The organism is Microbacterium sp. NPDC091382, assembly GCF_044757025.1.
In the GTDB taxonomy this organism is placed as follows: domain Bacteria; phylum Actinomycetota; class Actinomycetes; order Actinomycetales; family Microbacteriaceae; genus Microbacterium.
Map to the genome: position 1 here is coordinate 907,985 of NZ_JBIVUD010000001.1, position 20,133 is coordinate 928,117.

The 20,133-nt window shown below is 70.3% G+C and carries 14 protein-coding genes; 6 read left to right on the forward strand and 8 right to left on the reverse strand.

What is annotated here, in order from left to right:
* The first annotated feature begins 58 nt into the window (after positions 1–58).
* The 3 genes from glgX to treZ are packed head-to-tail and all read left to right on the forward strand — an operon-like array spanning position 59 to position 6,329.
* A complete protein-coding gene (glgX, locus tag ACIQLK_RS04390; RefSeq protein ID WP_400363080.1) occupies positions 59–2,272 on the forward strand; it encodes a glycogen debranching protein GlgX in 2,214 nt (737 codons plus the stop codon).
* The gene (gene treY / locus ACIQLK_RS04395; protein WP_400363081.1) at positions 2,269–4,617 is read left to right on the forward strand and encodes a malto-oligosyltrehalose synthase; all 2,349 of its coding nucleotides are present in this window, start codon (positions 2,269–2,271) and stop codon (positions 4,615–4,617) included. Before glgX ends, treY begins: the two co-directional genes overlap by 4 nt.
* On the forward strand, positions 4,614–6,329 hold the full coding sequence (treZ, locus tag ACIQLK_RS04400) for a malto-oligosyltrehalose trehalohydrolase (protein ID WP_400363082.1): 1,716 nt from the start codon (positions 4,614–4,616) through the stop codon (positions 6,327–6,329). The genes treY and treZ overlap by 4 nt, the downstream gene beginning before the upstream one ends.
* Positions 6,330–6,488: 159 nt before the next feature.
* Here the strand turns inward: treZ and ACIQLK_RS04405 are convergent, their stop codons facing one another.
* Entirely contained in the window at positions 6,489–7,805 is a 1,317-nt protein-coding gene (locus ACIQLK_RS04405) for a DUF222 domain-containing protein (RefSeq protein WP_400363083.1), read from the reverse strand.
* Between the two features lie 198 nt (positions 7,806–8,003).
* On the opposite strand from ACIQLK_RS04405, the gene ACIQLK_RS04410 reads away from it, so the two are divergent.
* Positions 8,004–8,822, forward strand: coding sequence for a tryptophan-rich sensory protein (locus ACIQLK_RS04410; RefSeq protein ID WP_400363863.1), 819 nt, complete (start codon positions 8,004–8,006; stop codon positions 8,820–8,822).
* 4 nt (positions 8,823–8,826) lie between these two features.
* On the opposite strand, the gene ACIQLK_RS04415 is transcribed toward ACIQLK_RS04410, so the two are convergent.
* From ACIQLK_RS04415 to ACIQLK_RS04430, 4 genes are all read right to left on the reverse strand, one after another.
* Positions 8,827–9,552 carry a GMP synthase gene (locus ACIQLK_RS04415; protein ID WP_400363084.1) on the reverse strand — a complete coding sequence of 242 codons (726 nt, stop codon included), beginning with the start codon at positions 9,550–9,552 and terminating at the stop codon, positions 8,827–8,829.
* A gap of 42 nt (positions 9,553–9,594) precedes the next feature.
* Entirely contained in the window at positions 9,595–10,308 is a 714-nt protein-coding gene (locus tag ACIQLK_RS04420; RefSeq protein WP_400363085.1) for a LysR substrate-binding domain-containing protein, read from the reverse strand.
* A 48-nt stretch (positions 10,309–10,356) separates the two neighbouring features.
* The gene (locus ACIQLK_RS04425; protein ID WP_400363086.1) at positions 10,357–10,869 is read right to left on the reverse strand and encodes a thermonuclease family protein; all 513 of its coding nucleotides are present in this window, start codon (positions 10,867–10,869) and stop codon (positions 10,357–10,359) included.
* 80 nt (positions 10,870–10,949) lie between these two features.
* Positions 10,950–11,357 (reverse strand): transferase, encoded by a 408-nt coding sequence (locus ACIQLK_RS04430; protein WP_400363087.1) that lies wholly within the window; start codon positions 11,355–11,357, stop codon positions 10,950–10,952.
* Positions 11,358–11,453: 96 nt separating this feature from the next.
* Here ACIQLK_RS04430 and ACIQLK_RS04435 point away from each other — a divergent pair, with 96 nt between their 5' ends.
* A complete protein-coding gene (locus ACIQLK_RS04435) occupies positions 11,454–12,119 on the forward strand; it encodes a YitT family protein (protein ID WP_400363088.1) in 666 nt (221 codons plus the stop codon).
* Positions 12,119–12,421, forward strand: coding sequence for a putative quinol monooxygenase (locus ACIQLK_RS04440; RefSeq protein ID WP_400363089.1), 303 nt, complete (start codon positions 12,119–12,121; stop codon positions 12,419–12,421). The genes ACIQLK_RS04435 and ACIQLK_RS04440 overlap by 1 nt, the downstream gene beginning before the upstream one ends.
* A gap of 13 nt (positions 12,422–12,434) precedes the next feature.
* Here ACIQLK_RS04440 and ACIQLK_RS04445 read toward each other — a convergent pair whose 3' ends face one another.
* The 3 genes from ACIQLK_RS04445 to ACIQLK_RS04455 form a co-directional block, all read right to left on the reverse strand.
* Entirely contained in the window at positions 12,435–13,208 is a 774-nt protein-coding gene (locus ACIQLK_RS04445; RefSeq protein ID WP_400363090.1) for a DNA-formamidopyrimidine glycosylase family protein, read from the reverse strand.
* A gap of 80 nt (positions 13,209–13,288) precedes the next feature.
* The gene (locus tag ACIQLK_RS04450) at positions 13,289–17,995 is read right to left on the reverse strand and encodes an ATP-dependent helicase (protein ID WP_400363091.1); all 4,707 of its coding nucleotides are present in this window, start codon (positions 17,993–17,995) and stop codon (positions 13,289–13,291) included.
* A 59-nt stretch (positions 17,996–18,054) separates the two neighbouring features.
* The gene (locus ACIQLK_RS04455; protein WP_400363092.1) at positions 18,055–19,833 is read right to left on the reverse strand and encodes an ABC-F family ATP-binding cassette domain-containing protein; all 1,779 of its coding nucleotides are present in this window, start codon (positions 19,831–19,833) and stop codon (positions 18,055–18,057) included.
* Between the last annotated feature and the right edge of the window lie 300 nt (positions 19,834–20,133).

The window sequence follows — 20,133 nt, forward strand, 5'->3', positions numbered from 1 at the left end:
CCGGGGGTCGGAAACCCCGCCTGGGTACTGTGGCCTTCCACCTATCACGGGAGTTCGCATGCAGGTTTGGCCCGGTTCCGCTTACCCCTTGGGAGCGACCTTCGACGGCAATGGGACGAACTTCGCCCTGTTCAGCGAATGCGCTGAGAAAGTCGAGCTCTGCCTGTTCGACGAGAACGGCGAGGAGACGCGCGTCGAGCTCATCGACGTGGATGCCTTCGTCTGGCACGCGTATCTGCCGTCCGTGCAGCCGGGCCAGCGCTACGGCTACCGCGTCCACGGTTCGTACGATCCCGAGAACGGTCAGCGGTTCAACCCGAACAAGCTGCTCCTCGATCCGTACGCGAAGGCCGTCGACGGCCAGATCGAGTGGGACCAGTCCGTCTTCAGCTACACGTTCGGCGACCCCGACTCGACGAACGACGACGACTCCGCCGGCGCCATGATGAAGGGCGTCGTCGTGAACCCGTACTTCGACTGGCAGGGCGATCGCCAGCCGAAGACGCCGTACGCCGAGACCGTCATCTACGAAGCCCACGTCAAGGGCCTCACGATGACGCACCCCGACATCCCCGACGACATCCGCGGCACGTACAGTGCGATCGCGCACCCGGTCGTCATCGAGCACTTGAAGAAGATCGGCGTGACGGCTCTCGAGCTCATGCCGGTGCACCAGTTCGTGAACGACTCGACGCTGCAGGAGAAGGACCTCTCCAACTACTGGGGCTACAACACGATCGCCTTCTTCGCCCCGCAGAACACGTACTCGTCCGCCGGTGGCGTCGGCCAGCAGGTGCAGGAGTTCAAGGCGATGGTGCGCGCGCTCCACGCCGCGGGCATCGAGGTCATCCTCGACGTCGTCTACAACCACACCGCCGAGGGCAATCACATGGGCCCGACGCTCTCGATGCGCGGTATCGACAACCTCGCGTACTACCGGCTCGAGGACGACGACAAGCGCTACTACACGGACTACACCGGCACGGGCAACAGCCTCAACGTCGGCAACCCGCACACGCTGCAGCTGATCATGGACTCGCTGCGGTACTGGGTGCTCGAGATGCACGTCGACGGCTTCCGCTTCGACCTCGCTTCGACCCTCGCCCGCGAGTTCTACGACGTCGACCGCCTGTCGGCGTTCTTCGAGCTCGTGCAGCAGGACCCGATCGTCAGCCAGGTCAAGCTCATCGCCGAGCCGTGGGACATCGGCCCCGGCGGCTACCAGGTCGGCAACTTCCCGCCGCAGTGGACCGAGTGGAACGGCAAGTACCGCGACACGGTCCGCGACTTCTGGCGCGGTGAGCCGTCGACCCTCGGCGAGTTCGCCCTGCGCCTCACGGGCTCTGCGGACCTGTACGAGCAGGACGGGCGCTGGCCGGTGGCATCCATCAACTTCGTCACGGCGCACGACGGGTTCACCCTGCGCGACCTCGTCTCATACAACGAGAAGCACAACGAGGCCAACGGCGAGGAAGGCAACGACGGCGAATCGCACAACCGCTCGTACAACCACGGCGTCGAGGGTCCGACGGATGATCCGGACATCCTGCGGGTGCGGGCACGGCAGCAGCGCAACTTCCTCGCGACGATGCTGCTGAGCCAGGGCGTGCCGATGATCTCGCACGGCGACGAGCTCGGCCGCACGCAGAACGGCAACAACAACGGGTACGCGCAGGACAACGAGCTGACCTGGATCGACTGGAGCTCCATCGACCAGCCGCTCATCGAGTTCACCTCGGTGCTCGCCCGCCTGCGTCGTGACCACCCCACGTTCCGTCGTCGCCGCTTCTTCGACGGTCGCCCGGTGCGCCGCGAAGAGGGGGCGCCGCTGCCCGACATCGCCTGGATCCGCCCCGACGGCTCCGAGATGCAGCCGGAGGACTGGGACTCCGGCTTCGGCCGCGCGGTCGGTGTGTTCCTCAACGGCGACGGCATCCGCGAGCGCGATCGCCGCGGCGAGGAGATCCACGATCGGCACTTCTTCGTCTTCTTCAACGCGGGCGACGAGACGATCGACTTCACGGTGCCGACGGCGTCGGCGAGCCCGAAGTGGGAGATCATCGTCGACACCGCCGGCGGTGCCGCGGACGCGCCGATCGTCGACCCGGGCGGCACGGTGTCGGTCGGAGGTCGCGCGCTCGTCGTCCTCCGCGACCACGAGGAGGAGACCGTCGAACCCGATCCGTCGGTGGCGGCATCGCTCGCCGCGATGACGGGGACGATCGACGTGATCCCCGCCGAGGCGCCGCAGATCGAGCTGCCCCACTCATGACCGACGCGCACAAGACGCCGCGCTCGACGTACCGGCTGCAGATCCGCGCCGGCTTCGATCTGGATGCCGCGGCCGAGCTCACCGACTACCTGCGCGACCTCGGCGTGGACTGGGCCTACCTGTCGCCGATCCTTGCCGCCACCAGCGGATCGGATCATGGCTACGACGTCGTCGATCCGACGGTCGTGGACCCCGAGCGCGGCGGTCCCGAGGGCCTCTCGAGATTCGCCGCTGCGGCGCGCGAGGCGGGCCTCGGCGTCCTGATCGACATCGTGCCCAACCACCAGGGCGTGTCGGACCCCCGACAGAACCCGTGGTGGAGGGACGTGCTCCGCCAGGGCCAGGCGTCGCCGCATGCGGCGGCCTTCGACGTCAACTGGGCGCTCGGCGGGCGGCTGCGGCTCCCTGTCCTCGGGTCGGAGCTCGACGCGGCGATCGACGCGGGCGAGATCACGGTCGACACCGACGCGGGCGTCGTGCGGTACTTCGACCACGAGTTCCCGCTCGCGGACGGCACGGGTGAGGGCGACGTGCGCGACGTGCTCCAGCGGCAGCACTACGAGCTGCTGTTCTGGCGCCGCGGCGACGCGGAGCTCAACTACCGGCGCTTCTTCGCCGTGACGACCCTCGCGGGTGTGCGCGTCGAGGACCCGGCGGTCTTCGATGCGAGCCACGGCGAGATCGTGCGCTGGATCGACGAGGGACTCGCCGACGGCCTTCGTGTCGACCACCCGGACGGTCTCGCCGATCCGGGCGGCTACCTCGACCTGTTGGCGGACGCCACAGGCGGCGCGTACGTGCTGGTGGAGAAGATCCTCGAGCACGGCGAAGAACTGCCGTCGTGGTGGGCGACCGAGGGCACGACCGGGTACGACGCGATGGCGGTCCTCGACCGCGTGCTGATCGATCCGGCCGGCGAGGCGGGACTCACCGCGCTCGACACGCAGCTGCGCGGCGGCGATGCCGCCGACTACGCCGACATGATGCACGAGGCGAAGCTCTCGTGGGCGACCGACGGGCTCCACGCCGAGGTGCTGCGCCTCGCGGCGCTCGTTCCCGTGGGAGAGCGGGGCGGCGCGCCCGACGACCAGTGGCTCGATGCACTCGCCGAGATGCTCGCGGCGTTCCCGGTGTACCGCGCCTACCTGCCGGCGGGTGCGGAGGAGGTCCATTCCGCGGTCGCGCTGGCGTCATCGCGCCGGCCCGAGCTGGCCGACGCGTTCGCGACGATCGCCGGGCGCCTGGTCACCGGCCCCGACAGCGAGTTCACGCGTCGGTTCATGCAGTCGACGGGTCCCGTCATGGCGAAGGGCGTCGAGGACACGACGTTCTACCGCTGGACCCGGCTCGGCACGCTCACCGAGGTGGGCGGCGACCCGACGGAGTTCGCGGTCGACGTCGACGGGTTCCACGCGGCATCCGCTCATCGTCAGGCCTCGTGGCCGGCGGCGATGACGTCGCTGTCGACGCATGACACGAAGCGCAGCGAGGACGTCCGCACGCGCCTGTCGGTGCTGGCCGAGATGCCCGAGCGCTGGGCCGAGGTGCTCGGCGAGCTGCGCGCGGTCGCCTCCACCGGCGATGGACCGTTCGACAACCTGCTCTGGCAGGCGATCATCGGTGCGTGGCCCGCGTCGCGCGAGCGCCTGCACGCCTACGCCGAGAAGGCGTCGCGCGAGGCCGGGAACAGCACGACGTGGTCGGACCCCGACGAGGCTTTCGAGGAGAAGATGCATCGTCTCGTCGACGCCGCCTTCGGCGATGCGCGGTGGCTCGTCGAGGGGTTCGTGGACGAGATCACGCCGCTCGGCCGGTCGAACTCGCTGTCGCTGAAGCTCCTGCAGCTGACGGGACCGGGCGTTCCCGACGTCTACCAGGGCACCGAGTTGTGGGACCACTCGCTCGTCGACCCCGACAACCGTCGCGAGGTCGACTTCGCGGAACGTCGACGGCTGCTCGCACGTCTCGACGAGGGGTGGATGCCGCCGGTCGACGCGTCGGGCGCCGCGAAGCTGCTCGTGGTGTCGCGGGCGCTGCGGCTGAAGCGGGACCACCCGGAGCTGTTCACGCGATACACGCCGACGACGGTCGTGGGCGCGGCCGCGGATCACGCGGTCGCCTTCGACCGCGGCGGCGTCGTCGCGGTGGCGACGCGGCTGCCCGCCGGGCTCGTCGACCGCGGCGGCTGGGGCGACGCCGAGCTCCTCACGCACGTCGGTCCGACGGTGGACGTGCTGACCGGGCGCCGCTTCGAGGGCGGACGCCTTCGTCTCGCCGATCTGCTGGACACCTATCCCGTCGCGCTGCTGGCGCCGGCGGACGTCATCGAGGGGAATGCATCGTGATCGAGGTCTGGGCTCCGCGGGTCGAGCGGGTGCGGCTGCGTCGTCCCGGTACGGATGACGTCGCGATGACCGCGGCGGGCGACGGCTGGTGGGCGGCCGATGTCGCGCTCGCGGACGGCGACGAGTACGGCTTCGTCCTGGGTGACGGCGACGATCTGCGTCCGGATCCGCGCTCACGGCGGCAGCCGCGCGGAGTCCACGAGGCGTCGGCGTGGTTTGACGCGGCATCCTTCGCGTGGACCGACGAGGAGTGGACCGGGCGGCAGCTCGCCGGCGGGCTGATCTACGAGCTGCACCTCGGCACGTTCACGCCCGAGGGCACGCTCGACGCGGCGATCGAGCGGTTCGGCCACCTGATCGACATCGGCGTGACGCACATCGAGCTGCTGCCGGTGAACGCCTTCAACGGCACCCACAACTGGGGCTACGACGGTGTGCTCTGGTACGCCGTTCAGGAGACCTATGGCGGGCCGGAGGCGTATCAGCGGTTCGTGGACGCCGCGCACGCGGCAGGCCTCGCGGTGATCCAGGACGTGGTCTACAACCACCTGGGCCCGAGCGGGAACTACCTGCCCGAGTATGGTCCGTACCTGCGTGACGGGTCACGGAACACGTGGGGCGACAGCCTCAATCTCGATGAGGCGGCGGTGCGGTCGTTCATCGTGGAGAACGCGCTCATGTGGATGCGGGACTTCCACGTCGACGGGCTGCGGCTGGATGCCGTGCACGCCCTGCACGAGTCCGGGACGCAGCCGGTGCACATCCTGCAGGAGATCGCGGAGCGGACCGACGCGCTGAGCGCGCACGTCGGGCGTCCGCTGACGCTGATCGCAGAAAGCGACATGAACGATCCGGTGATGTTCCTGCCGCGCGAAGCGGGCGGATACGGACTGACGGCGCAGTGGTCGGATGACTGGCACCATGCGGTGCACGTCGCGCTGACCGGCGAGGCGGTCGGCTACTACGAGGACTTCGCCGATCCGGAGGCGCTGCCGAAGGTGTGGACGAAGGGCTTCTTCCACGACGGGACGTACTCGTCGTTCCGCGAGCGGGATCACGGCAAGCCGGTGCCCGAGGAGGCGGCATCCTGGCGGCTCGTGACGTACGCACAGGATCACGACCAAATCGGCAACCGTGCGGCGGGCGATCGTCTGACCGCGACGCTGTCGGCGGACCGTCTGGCGGTCGCAGCGGTGCTGACGCTGACCGCGCCGGGGACGCCGATGCTGTTCATGGGCGAGGAGTGGGGCGCGTCGACGCCGTGGCAGTTCTTCACCTCGCACCCCGAGCCCGAGCTGGCCGAGGCGACCGCGAAGGGCCGCATCGAGGAGTTCGTCAAGATGGGGTGGGACGAGAGCATCGTGCCGCATCCGAACGACCCCGCGACCTTCGAGCGATCGAAGCTCGACTGGTCGGAACTCGGTGCCGGCGATCACGCGCGGCTGCTCGACCTGTACCGGCGGCTGGCGAAGCTGCGTCGCTCGCGCCCCGAGCTGACGCATCCCGGCCCTGGTGGGCGGGATGCCGAGGTGCACCCGACGTCGACCGGTCCGCGGTACGTGCTGCACCGCGGCGCGGCGCGGGTGCTCGTGAATCTGTCGTCCGAGCCGTGGGAGGTCGTCGGCGGCGATGTCTGGATCGCGTCGGTCGAGCCGACGTCTGCCGGGGACCGTGTGGTCGTCGCGCCGGAGTCGGCGGTGGTCGTCGGCTGACCCGCTCGTCGTTCCCCTGTCGCAATGCGCCTCAAGTCGTCGTATTTTGCGACAGCGGAGAGGGAGTCGTGGGTTGTTCACAGTTCGCCTCGGTCAGGTCTCGAATTTGCAGCCATCTGACCACGCCCTAACCCGCGTCTCGCGACCCGCGCGCAGGCCTCAGAAGGGCGCCGGGTCTCCGGAGTGCGTGGTGGCAGGGGTGAAGGCGACGGCCGGGGTGGGTGCGTCTTCGCGATACGTTCTGCCAAGGGGTGAGGTCCATTCGAGGACTCCACCCTTCAGTTGTCGGACTCTCCAGGCGGTGAACTGCTTCATCGAGTGATGCCGTTGGCACAGGTGAGCGAGGTTCGAGAGTTCCGTCTTCCCGCCGAGCGCATGGTCGTGGGTGTGGTCGACTTCGCAGCGGATGGCGGCGACGCGGCATCCGGGGAACCGGCAGTGCTGGTCCCGCACTTGTAGGAAACGTCGCATGCCGGACGGGACCCGGTACGAGTCGGTCGACACGGTGACCCCGGTGACCGGGTCGTGGAAGAGGCGCTCCCAGACCCCCGTGCCGCCGGCGAGCGTTCGCGCGGTGGCGGGATCGATGGGGGAGCGTCCGGCGAGGTCGCAGGGTCCGTCGTCGGCCCCGGTGAGCGTCGCCGCGGGAACGAGCACCTGCACCCGTGCGCGGATCGCCCCCAGCGGTCCGGCGGTGGTGTCGCGGGTGTCGTCGAGGGCGGGTGCGCCGGCGAGGAGCAGGTCGGCGAACACGTCCGCGCGGACCTGATCGGTGGAGCGAGCGTCGGTCGCAACGACCACCGATTCCGGGGCTCGTTCCTCGCGGGTGTCGATGATCGCCCGTGCCTGGTGCGTCAACCGGTCGTGGATGCCCTCGGCGATCACCGTCGGCAGCGTGGCGATCAGATCCGACATCCCGTCCCGCCCGGGCACGAGGCGCACGCACCGCCCCGCGGCAGCCTCTTCATGTCGTTCCGCGAAGGATCGGGGGTGCATCCGGTGGGCGAGGATCTCGAGCTCACCTCGAACCCGGTTCGGTGTCTGACCGTCGCAGCGTTCGATCGCGATGGTCTCGAACTCGCCCCACAGTTCTGAGGGGAGGTTCGATCCCGCATCCACGATTGCCAGCACATGACCGCGCACGATCCGCCCGGCCTCCCACGCGGCGACCGCGGCGGGGAACCCCTCGATGATGAGTCGAGCTTCCCCGATCCGTCGTTGCACGGTCCGGTCGGTCATCCGCATCACACCAGCGACCTCAGCGGAGATCGAGCGCAGCACCATGTCGTGCATCTGGACTCTGGCGTTCCGAGGGGCGGTCTGCTCATCCGCGAGCCATCCGGCTGCGGCGAGCACGCGAAGCTCCCGGATCTGCACGCGCGCCAACTCGATGCCCACGTTTTCCACGTCCGCAACGATCCCCGCGATGGCGGCGAGATACGCCTCGCCATCGGGGGTTTTCGCGGTGTTCGTCATACCTGCACTCTCGCACCAACCTCCGACATTCAGACCCCGAGAATCGTCGAATACACACGTTGTGGACCGACCCGGAGGTGAGAAGGCTCTCATCCGACGGCGGGCTCGCGGGGGTGCCGGAAAGCTCTCTCGATCCTCAGCCCCAGACCTGTCAAGAGCTCGCCGCCGCACCTCGGCGAAACGTACCGTGACGACATGATGAGCTCCACCGCATCCCGTTCCTCGGATCTCACCCGTCAGATCGTCGTGATCTCGGCAGTGACTTTCATGCTGATCGCCGCGCTGTTCGGCGCGGGCGTGCTCGGTGGGACGCCGGTGCAGGACCTCCAGGGCGGCGCACTCTCCGCCACGTCGACGGTGCTCGCCCCCGCGGCTCAGGCGTTCTCGATCTGGAGCGTCATCTACCTGTTCATGATCGCCTACACGGTCTGGCAGGCGTTGCCGTCACAGCGTGACAGTGATCGTCAGCGCAAGGCGGGGTATCCCATCGCGGTGACCGCCGTCCTCAACGGACTGTGGCTGCTCGCCGCCCAGTACACGACGCTTCTGGTCACCGTCCTGACGATCGCGGCACTTCTCGTCGCGCTCGGATGGACGATCCGCATCCTCGTGCTCAACCCGCCCCGCACGTTCGCCGAGTCGTTCTTCACCGACGTCACCGTCGGTCTCCACCTCGGCTGGGTCACTCTCGCGACGGTCGCGAACACGACGGCGTGGCTCACGGCCGAGGTCGCCCCGCGGTCGTGGGGTACCGCGGCGACCGCATGGGGGATCGCCGTCATCGTCGTGGTCGTCCTCATCGCCGCCTCGAGTGCCATCGGCACGCGGGGCCGCCTCGCCCCCGCCCTCGCCTCGGCATGGGGCCTGCTGTGGATCGGCATCGGTCGTTTCGCGACCGAGCCCCAATCGACCCCGATCGCCATCACGGCGTGGATCGCCGCGGCGGTCGTCGTCGTCGTACCGCTCGTCCTGTGGGCACGCGGGCGCCGAGGCGAACTCGCCCTCGCGCGCCGCTGAACGGTCAGAAGATCTCGGCGAATCGGCGCAGGAGCAGCTGCGGTTCGTCGAGGTCGGCGGCGAGAACCCGGGCCGCCACCGTGTCGTACTCGTCGGCGTCGAAATACCCGTGATTGCGATAGATCGTCATCCGCTCCGTGAACGCGATCCCTGTCGGCTCGGGATGGAACTGCGTCGCGTACAGCCGATCACCGAACCGGTACGCCTGAACGGGACAGTCATCGTTCGTCGCCAGGAGTACGGCGCCCTCGGGCAGCCGCTCTATCGCTTCCTTGTGCGCTGTCAGAGCGGTGAATTCCGCCGTCAGCCCGCTGAAAAGCCGATCCTCGCGACCGGCGTCAGTGAGACGGATGCCGGTGGGCCCCGTCCCTTCCGGGTAGTCGCGTGTGACCTCGCCGCCGAGGGCGCGTGAGGCTACCCCGATCCCGAAGCACGTGAACAGCGCCGTCGTCCGACCCGTGGCCGCGGCCTGTGCCACGGCTCGGAGCCCGGATTCGATCCGGGCCTGCTCGACCGGCTTGGTGTCGTCGGGGTCGGTGGTGTTGAACGGGCTGCCGCCGACGACGAATCCTCGCCAGCGATCGAACGCATCCGCGGGCAGGTCGTGATCGACGAGGTCCCAGCGTTCCAGGCCGATCTCGCCGACGCCCATCGCCTGATGGAAGGACGCGTACTCGCCGTCCGCGGCATCCACCTGCGGGCGAACGCACAGGTAGACGAGCGGAGCCATTCTTCGAGTCTAAATGCCCGGTCGGAGGGCCAACGCCGTGCGTCAGCGCGACGAGTTCGAGGTGCGGCCGCGCACGATGCCCACGAACGTGTCGACGAGCTCACTTGCACCCTCCGCGGGCCACGCGATTGCGACCGCGGACGTCGGCGCCTCGGCGAGCGGGCGGAAGGCGACGTCCTTGCGGTGGTGCAGCCGCGCGAGCGACATCGGGACGAGGACGATCCCGATGCCCGCGGCGACGGTCTCGATCGCGTCGCCCGTCGTCGCCGGCGCGGCGAAGCGCGGTGGCTCCGTTCCCGGGACCTCGAACGACAGGACGTCGTCGCCGGGCACGATCCGGACCTCTCCGACGAGGTCGTCGGCGGCCAGCTCGTCCGCCGCGGTCAGGTGGGAGTCGGCGGCGCATACGACGACCGTCTGCTCTTCGTAGAGCGCGATGACATTCAGCCCGTCACGCTTGATCGGCAGCCGGACGATCGCGGCGTCCACGACGTCACCGGTGACCGCGTCGCGCTGACCCGCCACGGTCACCGGCACAAGCTCGAGCGGGTTGCGCGGCATCCGCGTCTTCCAGATGTCGATCCATTTCCCCGGCGTCGCGCCCGGGATCGCGCCGAGGCGGAACGGGCCGGACGGAGGCGGCGGCATCGGTGCCGGGGCGGCCTTCCGCTTCGGTGCCGCTTTGGCACCCCCCGCGCGGGCCTTTCCCGGCGTCGGACGGCCGCCCTTGCGCTGGGGTCCGCCGCGTGTCGCCATGGCTGCCAGCGTAGCCGCGCGCCTCGGGTCGCCGCGGGACGGCGCAATTCAGCAGACGCCCCACAGGCCCACCCCGTTCGTCCGAGCGTCGGATTCGGCGGCAGCGAACCGGTCCGCGTACCGGACGTTCGGTGCGATGCGGAGCGTCCGGGCGCGCCCTTCCGCCACGAGCGCCTCGTTGACGAATATTCCGTCCTCGGTCCACAGGTATCGCAGGTCGCGGTCGAAGCGATCGAGACCCTCACTGTCGGCGAGGACCCAGGCGCGTCCCCCCTCGGGTGCGAGCTCGCGCAGGCGGGCGGTCGCGGCATCCGCTCCGCATTCGGTCTCCGGCCGCACCTCGGGAGCGTCGATGCCGATCAGCCGGACCCGTGCTCCCTCCGCCGTCACGAGCGTGTCTCCGTCGACCACGCGTCCGACCGTGACCACGATCGCGTCTGCGGGGATGCCGTCGCGCGGCGCCCGCTGCAGAGCGGATGCCGCCACCCAGATCCCGGCGAGCAGCAGCGCACCGACGAATCCGGCGACGGCGGCTCGGGTCGGGCGGCGGGACGTGATCATCCGCCGAGGCTAGCCTCGACCACAGACGAAAGCCCGGCCCCGGAAAGGGGTCGGGCCTCGATGTCGTGCTGGGGGTGCGATCAGGCCGCCAGACGCAATCCGCGTCGATCGGTCGCGACGCGTTCGCCGTCGGGGATGCTCTCGTCGTCGCCGATCAGCGATTCGCTGGCGACGCGTGCTCCTGCGCCGACGAAGCAGCGGACGCCGATCTTCGCGCCGGCGCCGATCGCCGCTCCGGGGCCGATGTGCGCGTGCGGGGCGATCTCGACGTTCGGGCCGATGACGGCATCCGGTTCGATCCACACGCCGCGGCCGATTCGGGCTCCCGCCGCGATCTGCGCCCCGGGTTCGACGTAGGTGCCTGCTTCGACGATCGCGCTCGGGTGCACCTTGGCGCCGTTCGCGATCAAGCCACGCCCGTTGGCGTGCTTGCGGTAGCGCAGCGTCTCGCCTCGGTCGTTCTCGATGTCGATGTAGTTCTTGCCCACGGGTCCTCCTTGACGGATACAACGTCCCACAAGGCATTTCATTCCCGATTCCGCGTGCAAATCACGGGGTTGACCGCGGCTCTGTAACCTGATTCGGTGACAGCGCACGAAGAGACGGCCGACCCCGCCGCACCCGAGACGGGGCCATCGCTCGTCTTCGAGGAGAAAGCCGCGCCGCATTCGTGGCTGGACGACATCGTCGGACTCGCCACGGGCACCTTCACCGTCTCGCTCGGCCTGTTCCTGCTGCACATGAGCATGGCCGTCACGGGAGGCACCGCCGGCCTTTCGCTGCTGTTGAACTATGCGCTCGAGTGGCCGTTCTGGGCGCTGTTCGCCGTGGTCAATCTGCCGTTCGGCGTGCTCGCCGTGTGGAAGCGCGGGTGGAATTTCGCTCTTCGCACCCTCGTCTGCATCGGGGCGGTGTCGGGCTTCTCGGTCCTCATCGAGCACCTCTTCCTCGTGGAACGGATCGATCCGATCTTCGGAACGGTCGCGGGGAACCTCCTTGCCGGCATCGGTCTTCTCATCGTGTTCCGCCATGGCGCAAGCCTCGGCGGGATCAACGTCGTCGCCCTCGTCATCCAGGATGCGACCGGCATCCGCGTGGGGTGGACCATGATGGTCTTCGATGTCCTCGTCATCCTCCTCGCACTCCTCGTCGTGCCCTGGCAGTTCGTTCTGCTCAGCGCAGCCGGAGCCGTCGTGCTGAATCTCGTGCTCGCTCTCAACCACCGGCCCGGCCGGTACATCGGCCACTGATGATGGTCGACATCGGAGGAGTGCGCCTGTCGGGACGCATGATCTGCGCGACGAAAGACGAAGCGGACGCCGTGCGTCGCCACCTCGACGCGCACATCGCGCGCACGCGGGCCGAGGACGGCTGCCTCCTGTTCGAGATCACGCCGCTCGGCGGTGGGCGTGCGTGGTCGGTCGAGGAGCTGTGGACCGACGCGCCGGCGTTCCGGGAGCATCAGCGCCGCGCCGCGGACAGCGAGTGGGGTCGCGCGACGGCGGGGATCGAGCGCCGCTACAAGGTCGAAGGGCTTCCGCCCGAGGAATGACCTGCCGATCGACTCACGGCTGGCAGACGGGGCACCAGAACACGATGCGCTCGCTCGTGGCGCGCGCACCGAGCTCCGACCCCTGGATGAGGGTTCCGCATCGTCGGCAGGGCTTGCCGCCTCGTCCGTAGACCCACGTCTGCTGCCCAGGGCGGTTGTCTCCCGTGAACGTGCGACCCTGCCGATCCCGGTTCGCACGGATCATGCGGACGCCCGTCTCGATGAGTCCCGCGACGTCGACCTCTCTTGCGAGCGCGGTGGGACGGATGCCGCGCACGAACAGCAGCTCGTTGGCGTACTCGTTCCCGAACCCGGCGACGTTCCGCTGGTCCAGGAGCGCCACGTGGATCGCGCGCTCGTCCGCCGCGACGTTCGCGACGGCTGTCGCCGCGTCCCAGTCGGCGGCCAGCGGGTCGGGTCCCAGGTGACCGACCACCCGGCTCTCGTCGGCGGTGGGCAGGACCTCGACCATCGCGAGCTCGAAGCCGACGGCATCCGCCGGTCGCGTGCCGACGATGGCACGGGCTTGGAACGCGGGGGCGCGCCACTTCTGACCCGGCCGGTAGACGTGCCAGCGGCCCTCCATCTTGAGGTGCGAGTGGAGCGTCTGCGTGCCGATCCGCATCAGCAGGTGCTTGCCGCGCGGGACGACCTCGCGCACGGTCTCGCCGCGCAGATCGACGGTGGCGCTGCGCGGCACGCGGACCTCGAAGCGCGTCACCTCGTGTCCTGCGAGGGCCTCGTGGAGCTTCCGCGCGGCGCGGAACACGGTGTCACCCTCGGGCATAGGTCGCCTCCGGCTCAGGCATAGGTCGCCTTCGGCTCAGGCATCGGTCGCCTCCGGCTCAGGCATCGGCGGCCTCCGGCTCATGCATGCTGCGGCTCCCGTGCGCCGCGCCGCAGGGTGAGGCCCTTCGGCGACTCCACGAAGCCGGCGTCGCGGAGGGCGCGGCCGGCGGCGGTCGTGTAGACGAAGGCACCGCTCACCTGCTCGATCGTGAGGGTGTCGAGCCCTCGGGCGCGCGAGGTCTCGACCAGGCTCCTCGCGGCGGCGGCGAGGACGTCCTCGTCGTCCGTGAAGGCGAGCGCGGTGCGTCCGCCGCGCTCGAGGTAGAGGACGAGTCTGCCGTCGACGAGCACCACGAGTCCGCCGGCCTTTCGGCCCGGACGGTGGCTGACCCCCTCGATGGACGGCCAGTTCAGCGCCGCGCCGTACGGGTTGGCGGGGTCGGTCGCTGCGAGCGTGCGAGCCGTGAGCGGCGCCGGCTCGGACACCGACGCGAACTCGCGCAGCCGGTCGACGGTCGCCGAGGTGGCGAACTGGGCGGCGCCCAGCTTCTCGACGAAATAGCCGCGCCGGCAGTGCCCGGCATCCTCGAACCCTGCGAGGATCCGGTACACCTGCGCGAAGCCGCCGGGCACGCCTTCGGACTGCACCGACCCGCGGGTGACGACGCCGTAGCGCTCGAGCAGCATGCCGGCTGTCGCGGTCGCCTGGAGGGTCGCGTCGTCGTCGGGGACCGGCAGCAGCGACCAGCGCCCACCGACCATCGCAGGCCGCTGCGGGGCGGGACGCGCGGCGGCGGCGATCGGCGTGCCGCGGAACATCCGGGTTCGCGGGGTCCGCCGCGTGACGCGGTGCGCCTGGGACCCGCCGGCGAGGAGGCCGCGGACCGGGGCGAACGTGTCGTTCGTGACGCGCCCCGACCAGGTCAGATTCCAGAGCGCCTCGATGACGGACTGCTCGTTCGGCGCGTCGACCATGCCGGCGAGCTGGCCCGCGAAGTACGCGCCGCCGACCCCGAGCGCGTCGAGGATCGACTGCTCGAACGGCGTGGGCTCGTCTTCGGGCGTCGGCAGGGTGAGGGTCGCGACGTCCGCGGGGTGCAGCGCGATCCAGCCGTCGCGTCCGGGCAGCGACCCGTGTCCGGACCACAGCACCTCGCCGGTCGCGGTCAGTTCGTCGAGCAGGGCGGAGGAGTAGTTGCGCACACGCGACGGGAGGATGAGCGATTCCCAGGCGCTCGCGGGAAGGGGGACTCCGGCCAGCTGCTCGATAACGGCGAGGACGCCGTCGACCCCTTCGAGCGGACGCGTCAGATGCTGCCAGACCGGCAGGAACCGCCCGAGCGCCTCGGGTTCGACGGGCTCGACACTCCCGCGGATCGCGGCGAGCGAGCGCATGCGGATGCGGCGAAGCACCTCGCTGTCGCACCACTCGAGATCGTCCGGGTGCGCCGAGTCCGCCGGCAGGAAGAATCCGCTTGCGAGCCGGCCCTGGGCTTCGAGTCGTTGCAGCGTCTGGCGGGCGACGGCGCCTCCGACGCCGAGCCGGGTCGCCACGTCGGAGGTCCGGAACGGTCCGTGCGTGCGCGCGTATCGGGCGACGAGGTCGGCGAGCGGATCGGCGACCGGTTCGAGGAAGGCGGTCGGGATGCCGACGGGCAGCGCCGCTCCGAGCGCGTCGCGCAGGCGGCCCGCATCCTCGATCCCCGCGACGCGGGCGACGCCGCCGAAGGTGACGCGGATGGCGCGACGCGTGTCGACGAGCTCGTCGAGCAGATCCGCGGCATCCGCCCCCGTCGCGGCGGGTGCCGGCGCGTCCGTATCGGTCGTCGCCCCCTCGAGACGTTCGGCGACCTCGGCGACCGACAGGGGGCCGAGAAGGCGGAGCAGGTCGGCGACACCCTCGACCCCGCGCACGCGGCGCGTGGGGTCGAGGCGCTGGAGCTCGCGCTCGTACTGCTCGATGACCCCGGGATCGAGCAGCTCGCGCATCTCGATCTTGCCGAGCAGCTCGCTCAGCAGCGCCGGGTCGACCGACAGCGCCGCCGCCCGCCGCTCGGCGAGGGGGGAGTCCCCCTCGTACATGAACGCGCCGACATACCCGAAGAGCAGGTCGCGGGCGTAGGGCGAGGGCGAGCTCGTCGTGGTCTCGACGAGGCGGATGCGGCGGTCCGCGATGCTCCGAGCGATGCGCAGCAGAGCCGGGAGGTCGTAGACGTCCTGCAGGACTTCGCGAAGGGTCTCGAGGATGATCGGGAAGGTCGGGTGCTCCTTCGCGACCTCGAGCAGCTGCGCGGAACGCTGTCGCTGTTGCCACAGGGGCGAGCGCTTGTTCGGGTTGAGCCGGGGAAGGAGCAGTGCGCGCGCCGCGCACTCGCGGAACCGCGACGCGAACAGAGCCGACCCGCCGACTTCCGAGGTGACGAGCTGTTCTAGCTCGTCGGCGTCGAAGACGAACAGCTCGGCGCCCGGTGGCTCCGCGTCGGTGTCGGGCACGCGGGCGATGATGCCGTCGTCGCTCGCGACGGCTGCGCCCTCGACGCCGAGACGCTCGCGGATCCGGGCGTTGACGGCCAGGGCCCACGGCGCGTGGACGTGCATGCCGTAGGGGGAATGGAGGATGACACGCCAGTCGCCGACCTCGTCGCGCGAGCGCTCGACGGTCAGGGTCTTGTCGGTCGGAAGGCTCCCGGTGGTCTCGCGCTGCTCGCCGATGTAGGCCAGCAGGTTGCCGATCGCGTTGTCATCGAGGCCGGACTCGCGCAGTCGCGCGGTCGCTTTCTCGGGCTTCGACGTCGACAGTTCGCGCGAGAACCTGCCCAGGGCCTCCCCGAGCTCGGCGGGACGGCCGAGACCGTCGCCGTGCCAGAACGGGAGCTTGCCGGGCTGGCCGTAGGCGGGGAGGACGTTCACCCGGTCGTGGGTGATCTCGACGATGCGCCAGCTCGTCGTGCCGAGGGTGAAGACATCACCCACGCGGGACTCGTAGACCATCTCCTCGTCGAGCTCGCCGACGCGGGCGTTCCGGGCCTCTCCCGAGATGAAGACGCCGAACAGCCCGCGATCGGGGATCGTTCCGCCGCTGGTGACCGCGATGCGCTGCGCACCCGGCCGCCCGGTGATGGTCCCGGCATCCCGATCCCAGACGACGCGCGGCCGCAGCTCGGCGAACGCATCGGAGGGGTAGCGGCCCGCGAGCAGGTCCAGCGTCGCCTCGTACGCGGATCGGGGGAGTGAGCGGAACGGAGCCGAGCGTTTGATCGTCTCGAACCAGCCCTCGACGTCGAGCACGGCGACCGCGGAGGCCGCGATCGTGTGCTGCGCGAGGATGTCGAGCGGGTTCTGGGGGACCGAGATCGCCTCGATCTGACCCGCGAGCATCCGCTCGGTCACCACGGCCGTGTGCAGGACGTCGCCGCGATGCTTGGGAAAAAGCGCCGCACGGCTGACCTCGCCGACCTGGTGCCCGGCGCGACCGACCCGCTGCAGACCGGATGCCGCCGAGGGCGGCGCCTCGACCTGGATCACGAGGTCGACGGCGCCCATGTCGATGCCGAGCTCGAGACTGCTCGTCGCGACGACGCAGCGGAGCGCACCGGACTTCAGCTCGTCCTCGACCTGCGCGCGCTGCTCCTTCGACACCGAGCCGTGGTGCGCCTTCGCGAGGATCGCCTCGACCCCCGCAGATGCTCCCGCCTGCGCCATCATTGCCGCCGGCACCGTCTGATCGGGTACCTCGATGCCGACCCGCTCGGCGTAGATCTCATTGAGCCGGCCGGTGAGACGCTCGGCGAGGCGGCGCGAGTTCGAGAACACGATCGTGGACCGGTGGGCGAGGATGCGGTCGACGATCGCCTCCTCGACGTGCGGCCAGACCGATCCGGTCATCTCCGACGACTGTGGCGGCGTATACCAGTTGCCCCCATCGCCGTCGTCGTCGTCCACATCGACGGCGGCGGGCTGCTCATCTTCCGGTGCGCCGGGAGGGGGAGGCGGGTTGGTGAGGTCGTCGATCGGCACGACCACGGACAGGTCGAACGCCTTCGTCGCCTTCGGCGCCACGATGTCGACCGGAGCCGCCCCGCCGAGGAACCGCGCCACCTCGTCGATCGGACGCACCGTCGCCGAGAGGCCGATGCGCTGCGCCGGGGTGTCGAGGAGAGCGTCGAGCCGCTCGAGGCTGACGGCGAGGTGCGCGCCGCGCTTGGTCGCCGCGACCGCATGGACCTCGTCGACGATGACCGTGTGGATGCCGCGGAGCGTCTCGGCCGCCTGCGAGGTCAGCATCAGATAGAGCGACTCGGGCGTCGTGATGAGGATGTCCGGCGGGTCGGCGAGCAGACGGCGACGATCTCCGGACGGGGTGTCGCCGGAGCGGACCCCGACGGTCACGTCGGGCGCCGGCAGCCCGAGTCGGCGGGCGGACTGCCCGATGCCCACGAGCGGGGACCGGAGGTTGCGCTCGACGTCGACGCCGAGGGCCTTCAGCGGCGAGACGTACAGGACGCGCGTGCGGGGAGGCGCGGCATCCGCTCGCTTCTTCCTGCCCCGTGCCGGCTTCTCCCCTTCGGCGGCCGGCTTCTCGGCGGCACGGTCGCGGAAGATGCGGTCGAGCGCCCAGAGGAATGCCGACAGTGTCTTACCCGAGCCGGTCGGGGCGACCACGAGCGCGTGCTTGCCGGCCGAGATCGCCTGCCACGCACCCGCCTGCGCGGCGGTGGGGGCGTGGAAGGCGCTGCGGAACCAGTCCTGCGTCGCAGGACTGAACCGCTCGAGGACATCCGCCATCCTCTTATCATCGCGCGGACCACCGACATCGGGCCGGGGCTTGCGCCCCGGCCCGACGGTCAGAGCTCCGTCATCCGTCCGTCGCGCAGTTCCAGCGTCAGGCCCGCGCCGATGCGTGCGAGGAACGCGTCGTCGTGGCTGACGACCAGCACCGCGCCACGGTACGCCGACAGCGCCGCGACGAGCTGGTCGACCGTGTCGAGGTCGAGGTTGTTCGTCGGTTCGTCGAGCACGAGCACGTGCGGCGGCGGGTCGGCGAGCAGCAGGCGGGCAAGTGCCACGCGGAACCGCTCCCCACCGGAGAGCGCCGAGACGGGGCGGTGCACGGTGTCGCCCCGGATGAGGAATCGCGCCAGCCGGTTCCGCAGGTCCACATCACCCGCCCCGGGTGCCGCGGCGCGGATGTTCTCGAGCACCGAGGTCTCCTCGTCCAGGCCGTCGACTCGCTGCGACAGGTAACCGATCCGGTCGGTGTGCGCCTCGGCGCGCACCGGACTCCGGAAGAATGCCGGCTCCGGACCCCCCTCGGCAGGATCGGTCGCTTCCTCGCCGGAGAGCGGCGCCGCGGATACCGTTGCCCCGCGTTTCGAATTCAGTCCCGCTGACTGGGCATCGCTCGCAGCCCGCGCCGTTCCGGTATTTTCCACGGGCACGGCGCCCGCGGAGACTGAATTCGGAACAACCCTGCCGTCGGCCGACGCTGCGAGTCGCTCGAGCAGCGTCGTCTTGCCGGCGCCGTTCGGTCCGATCAGCGCGACGCGCTCCGGCCCCCGGATGATCCACGAGCGTTCGCCGTCGCCGATCGTCGCGATCCGGCGGCCCGTGCCGACGTCCGGGTCGGGCAGGTCGATGCGGACCGAGTCATCGTCGCGCACGCGTCGTCCGGCGGTGTCGACCGCGGCACGCGCGGCATCCACCTTCTCGTTCGCCTCGACGCGCAGCTTGCCCGCCGTCACCTGCGCGGACCGCTTCATGGCCCCCAGCACGATCTTCGGCGCCGCCTTGCGCGCGGCGAGCTTCCTGCCGTGCGCATCGCGCGAGGCGATCGCCGACTCGATCTGCTGCCGGTCCCGCCGCTCGCGTTTGAGCACCTGCCGGGCCGCCGTCTCCGCCTGCACCGCAGCGGCCTGCTCGGTGTCGAGCCACGCCTTCCAGGCCGAGTACGGTCCTCCGAACACCGACAGCTCCGAACCGTAGAGCTCTGCGGTGTCGTCGAGCTCTTCGAGGAGCGCGGTGTCGTGACTGACCACGATCAGGGTGCCGCGCCACGCGCGAACGAGCTCGTGCACGCGGGCGCGCGCGTCTCGGTCGAGGTTGTTCGTCGGCTCGTCCAGCAGGGCGATCTCGGCGCCGCGCAGGCGCACGCCGACGAGCGCCGCGAGGACCGCCTCGCCTCCCGAGAGCTCCCCGACCGAGCGGTCGAGGGCGCCGTCGGGCAGGCCGACGTCGGCGAGGGCCGCCGTCGCGCGCGCCTCGACGTCCCAATCGTCGCCGACCGTGTCGAAGTGGCGCTCGGCGACGTCGCCGCCTTCGATCGCGCGTACCGCGTCGAGGATCTCGCCGATTCCGAGGAGGTCCGCGACGCGCCGCGCCGTGTCGAGCGTGAGCTGCTGGGGCAGCAGATCGACGCGTCCCGCCGTCCAGATCGATCCGGATGCCGGTTCGAGAGACCCGGCGATGAGCTTCAGCAGTGTGGACTTGCCCGAGCCGTTACGGCCGACGAGTCCGGTGCGGCCGCCGCCGAAGGCTCCGTTGACATCGCTGAGCGCGACGGTGCCGTCGGGCCAGGCGAAGGTGACGCGGTCGAGTGTGACCGCTGAGGTGAGTGCGGTGGGCATGTGCGCCTCCCTGTTCGGGGTGCGCGGACGCCGGCGTCGACGACCCGGTCCGCAGCGCTCGGTGCGGCCGGGCAGCACGATGTGCTGCGTCGAAGGGGACGGTCCGCGCCGGTCGGTGAATCGATCACCGGGCGGACCGTCGAATCGTCCTCGAGGAGGGTCGACGGGTCAGCGCGGGATCACAGCGCGATCGCGTCGATTGCCTTCAACGGCTCTTCCTCACACTCGGGACAGGACGCCGACCATGCTAGCGGCGTCCACGAGCGGATGCCAGGGGTCCGGCATCCGCTCGTCGGCACG

Coding starts and splice junctions, on each gene's coding strand:
- ACIQLK_RS04405 (WP_400363083.1), bottom strand. CDS start 7,805: ATGACGAACACCGCGAAAACCCCCGATGGCGAGGCGTATCTCGCCGCC.
- ACIQLK_RS04440 (WP_400363089.1), top strand. CDS start 12,119: ATGATGGTCGACATCGGAGGAGTGCGCCTGTCGGGACGCATGATCTGC.
- ACIQLK_RS04415 (WP_400363084.1), bottom strand. CDS start 9,552: ATGGCTCCGCTCGTCTACCTGTGCGTTCGCCCGCAGGTGGATGCCGCG.
- ACIQLK_RS04445 (WP_400363090.1), bottom strand. CDS start 13,208: ATGCCCGAGGGTGACACCGTGTTCCGCGCCGCGCGGAAGCTCCACGAG.
- ACIQLK_RS04425 (WP_400363086.1), bottom strand. CDS start 10,869: ATGATCACGTCCCGCCGCCCGACCCGAGCCGCCGTCGCCGGATTCGTC.
- glgX (WP_400363080.1), top strand. CDS start 59: ATGCAGGTTTGGCCCGGTTCCGCTTACCCCTTGGGAGCGACCTTCGAC.
- ACIQLK_RS04420 (WP_400363085.1), bottom strand. CDS start 10,308: ATGGCGACACGCGGCGGACCCCAGCGCAAGGGCGGCCGTCCGACGCCG.
- ACIQLK_RS04455 (WP_400363092.1), bottom strand. CDS start 19,833: ATGCCCACCGCACTCACCTCAGCGGTCACACTCGACCGCGTCACCTTC.
- ACIQLK_RS04450 (WP_400363091.1), bottom strand. CDS start 17,995: ATGGCGGATGTCCTCGAGCGGTTCAGTCCTGCGACGCAGGACTGGTTC.
- treY (WP_400363081.1), top strand. CDS start 2,269: ATGACCGACGCGCACAAGACGCCGCGCTCGACGTACCGGCTGCAGATC.
- ACIQLK_RS04410 (WP_400363863.1), top strand. CDS start 8,004: ATGAGCTCCACCGCATCCCGTTCCTCGGATCTCACCCGTCAGATCGTC.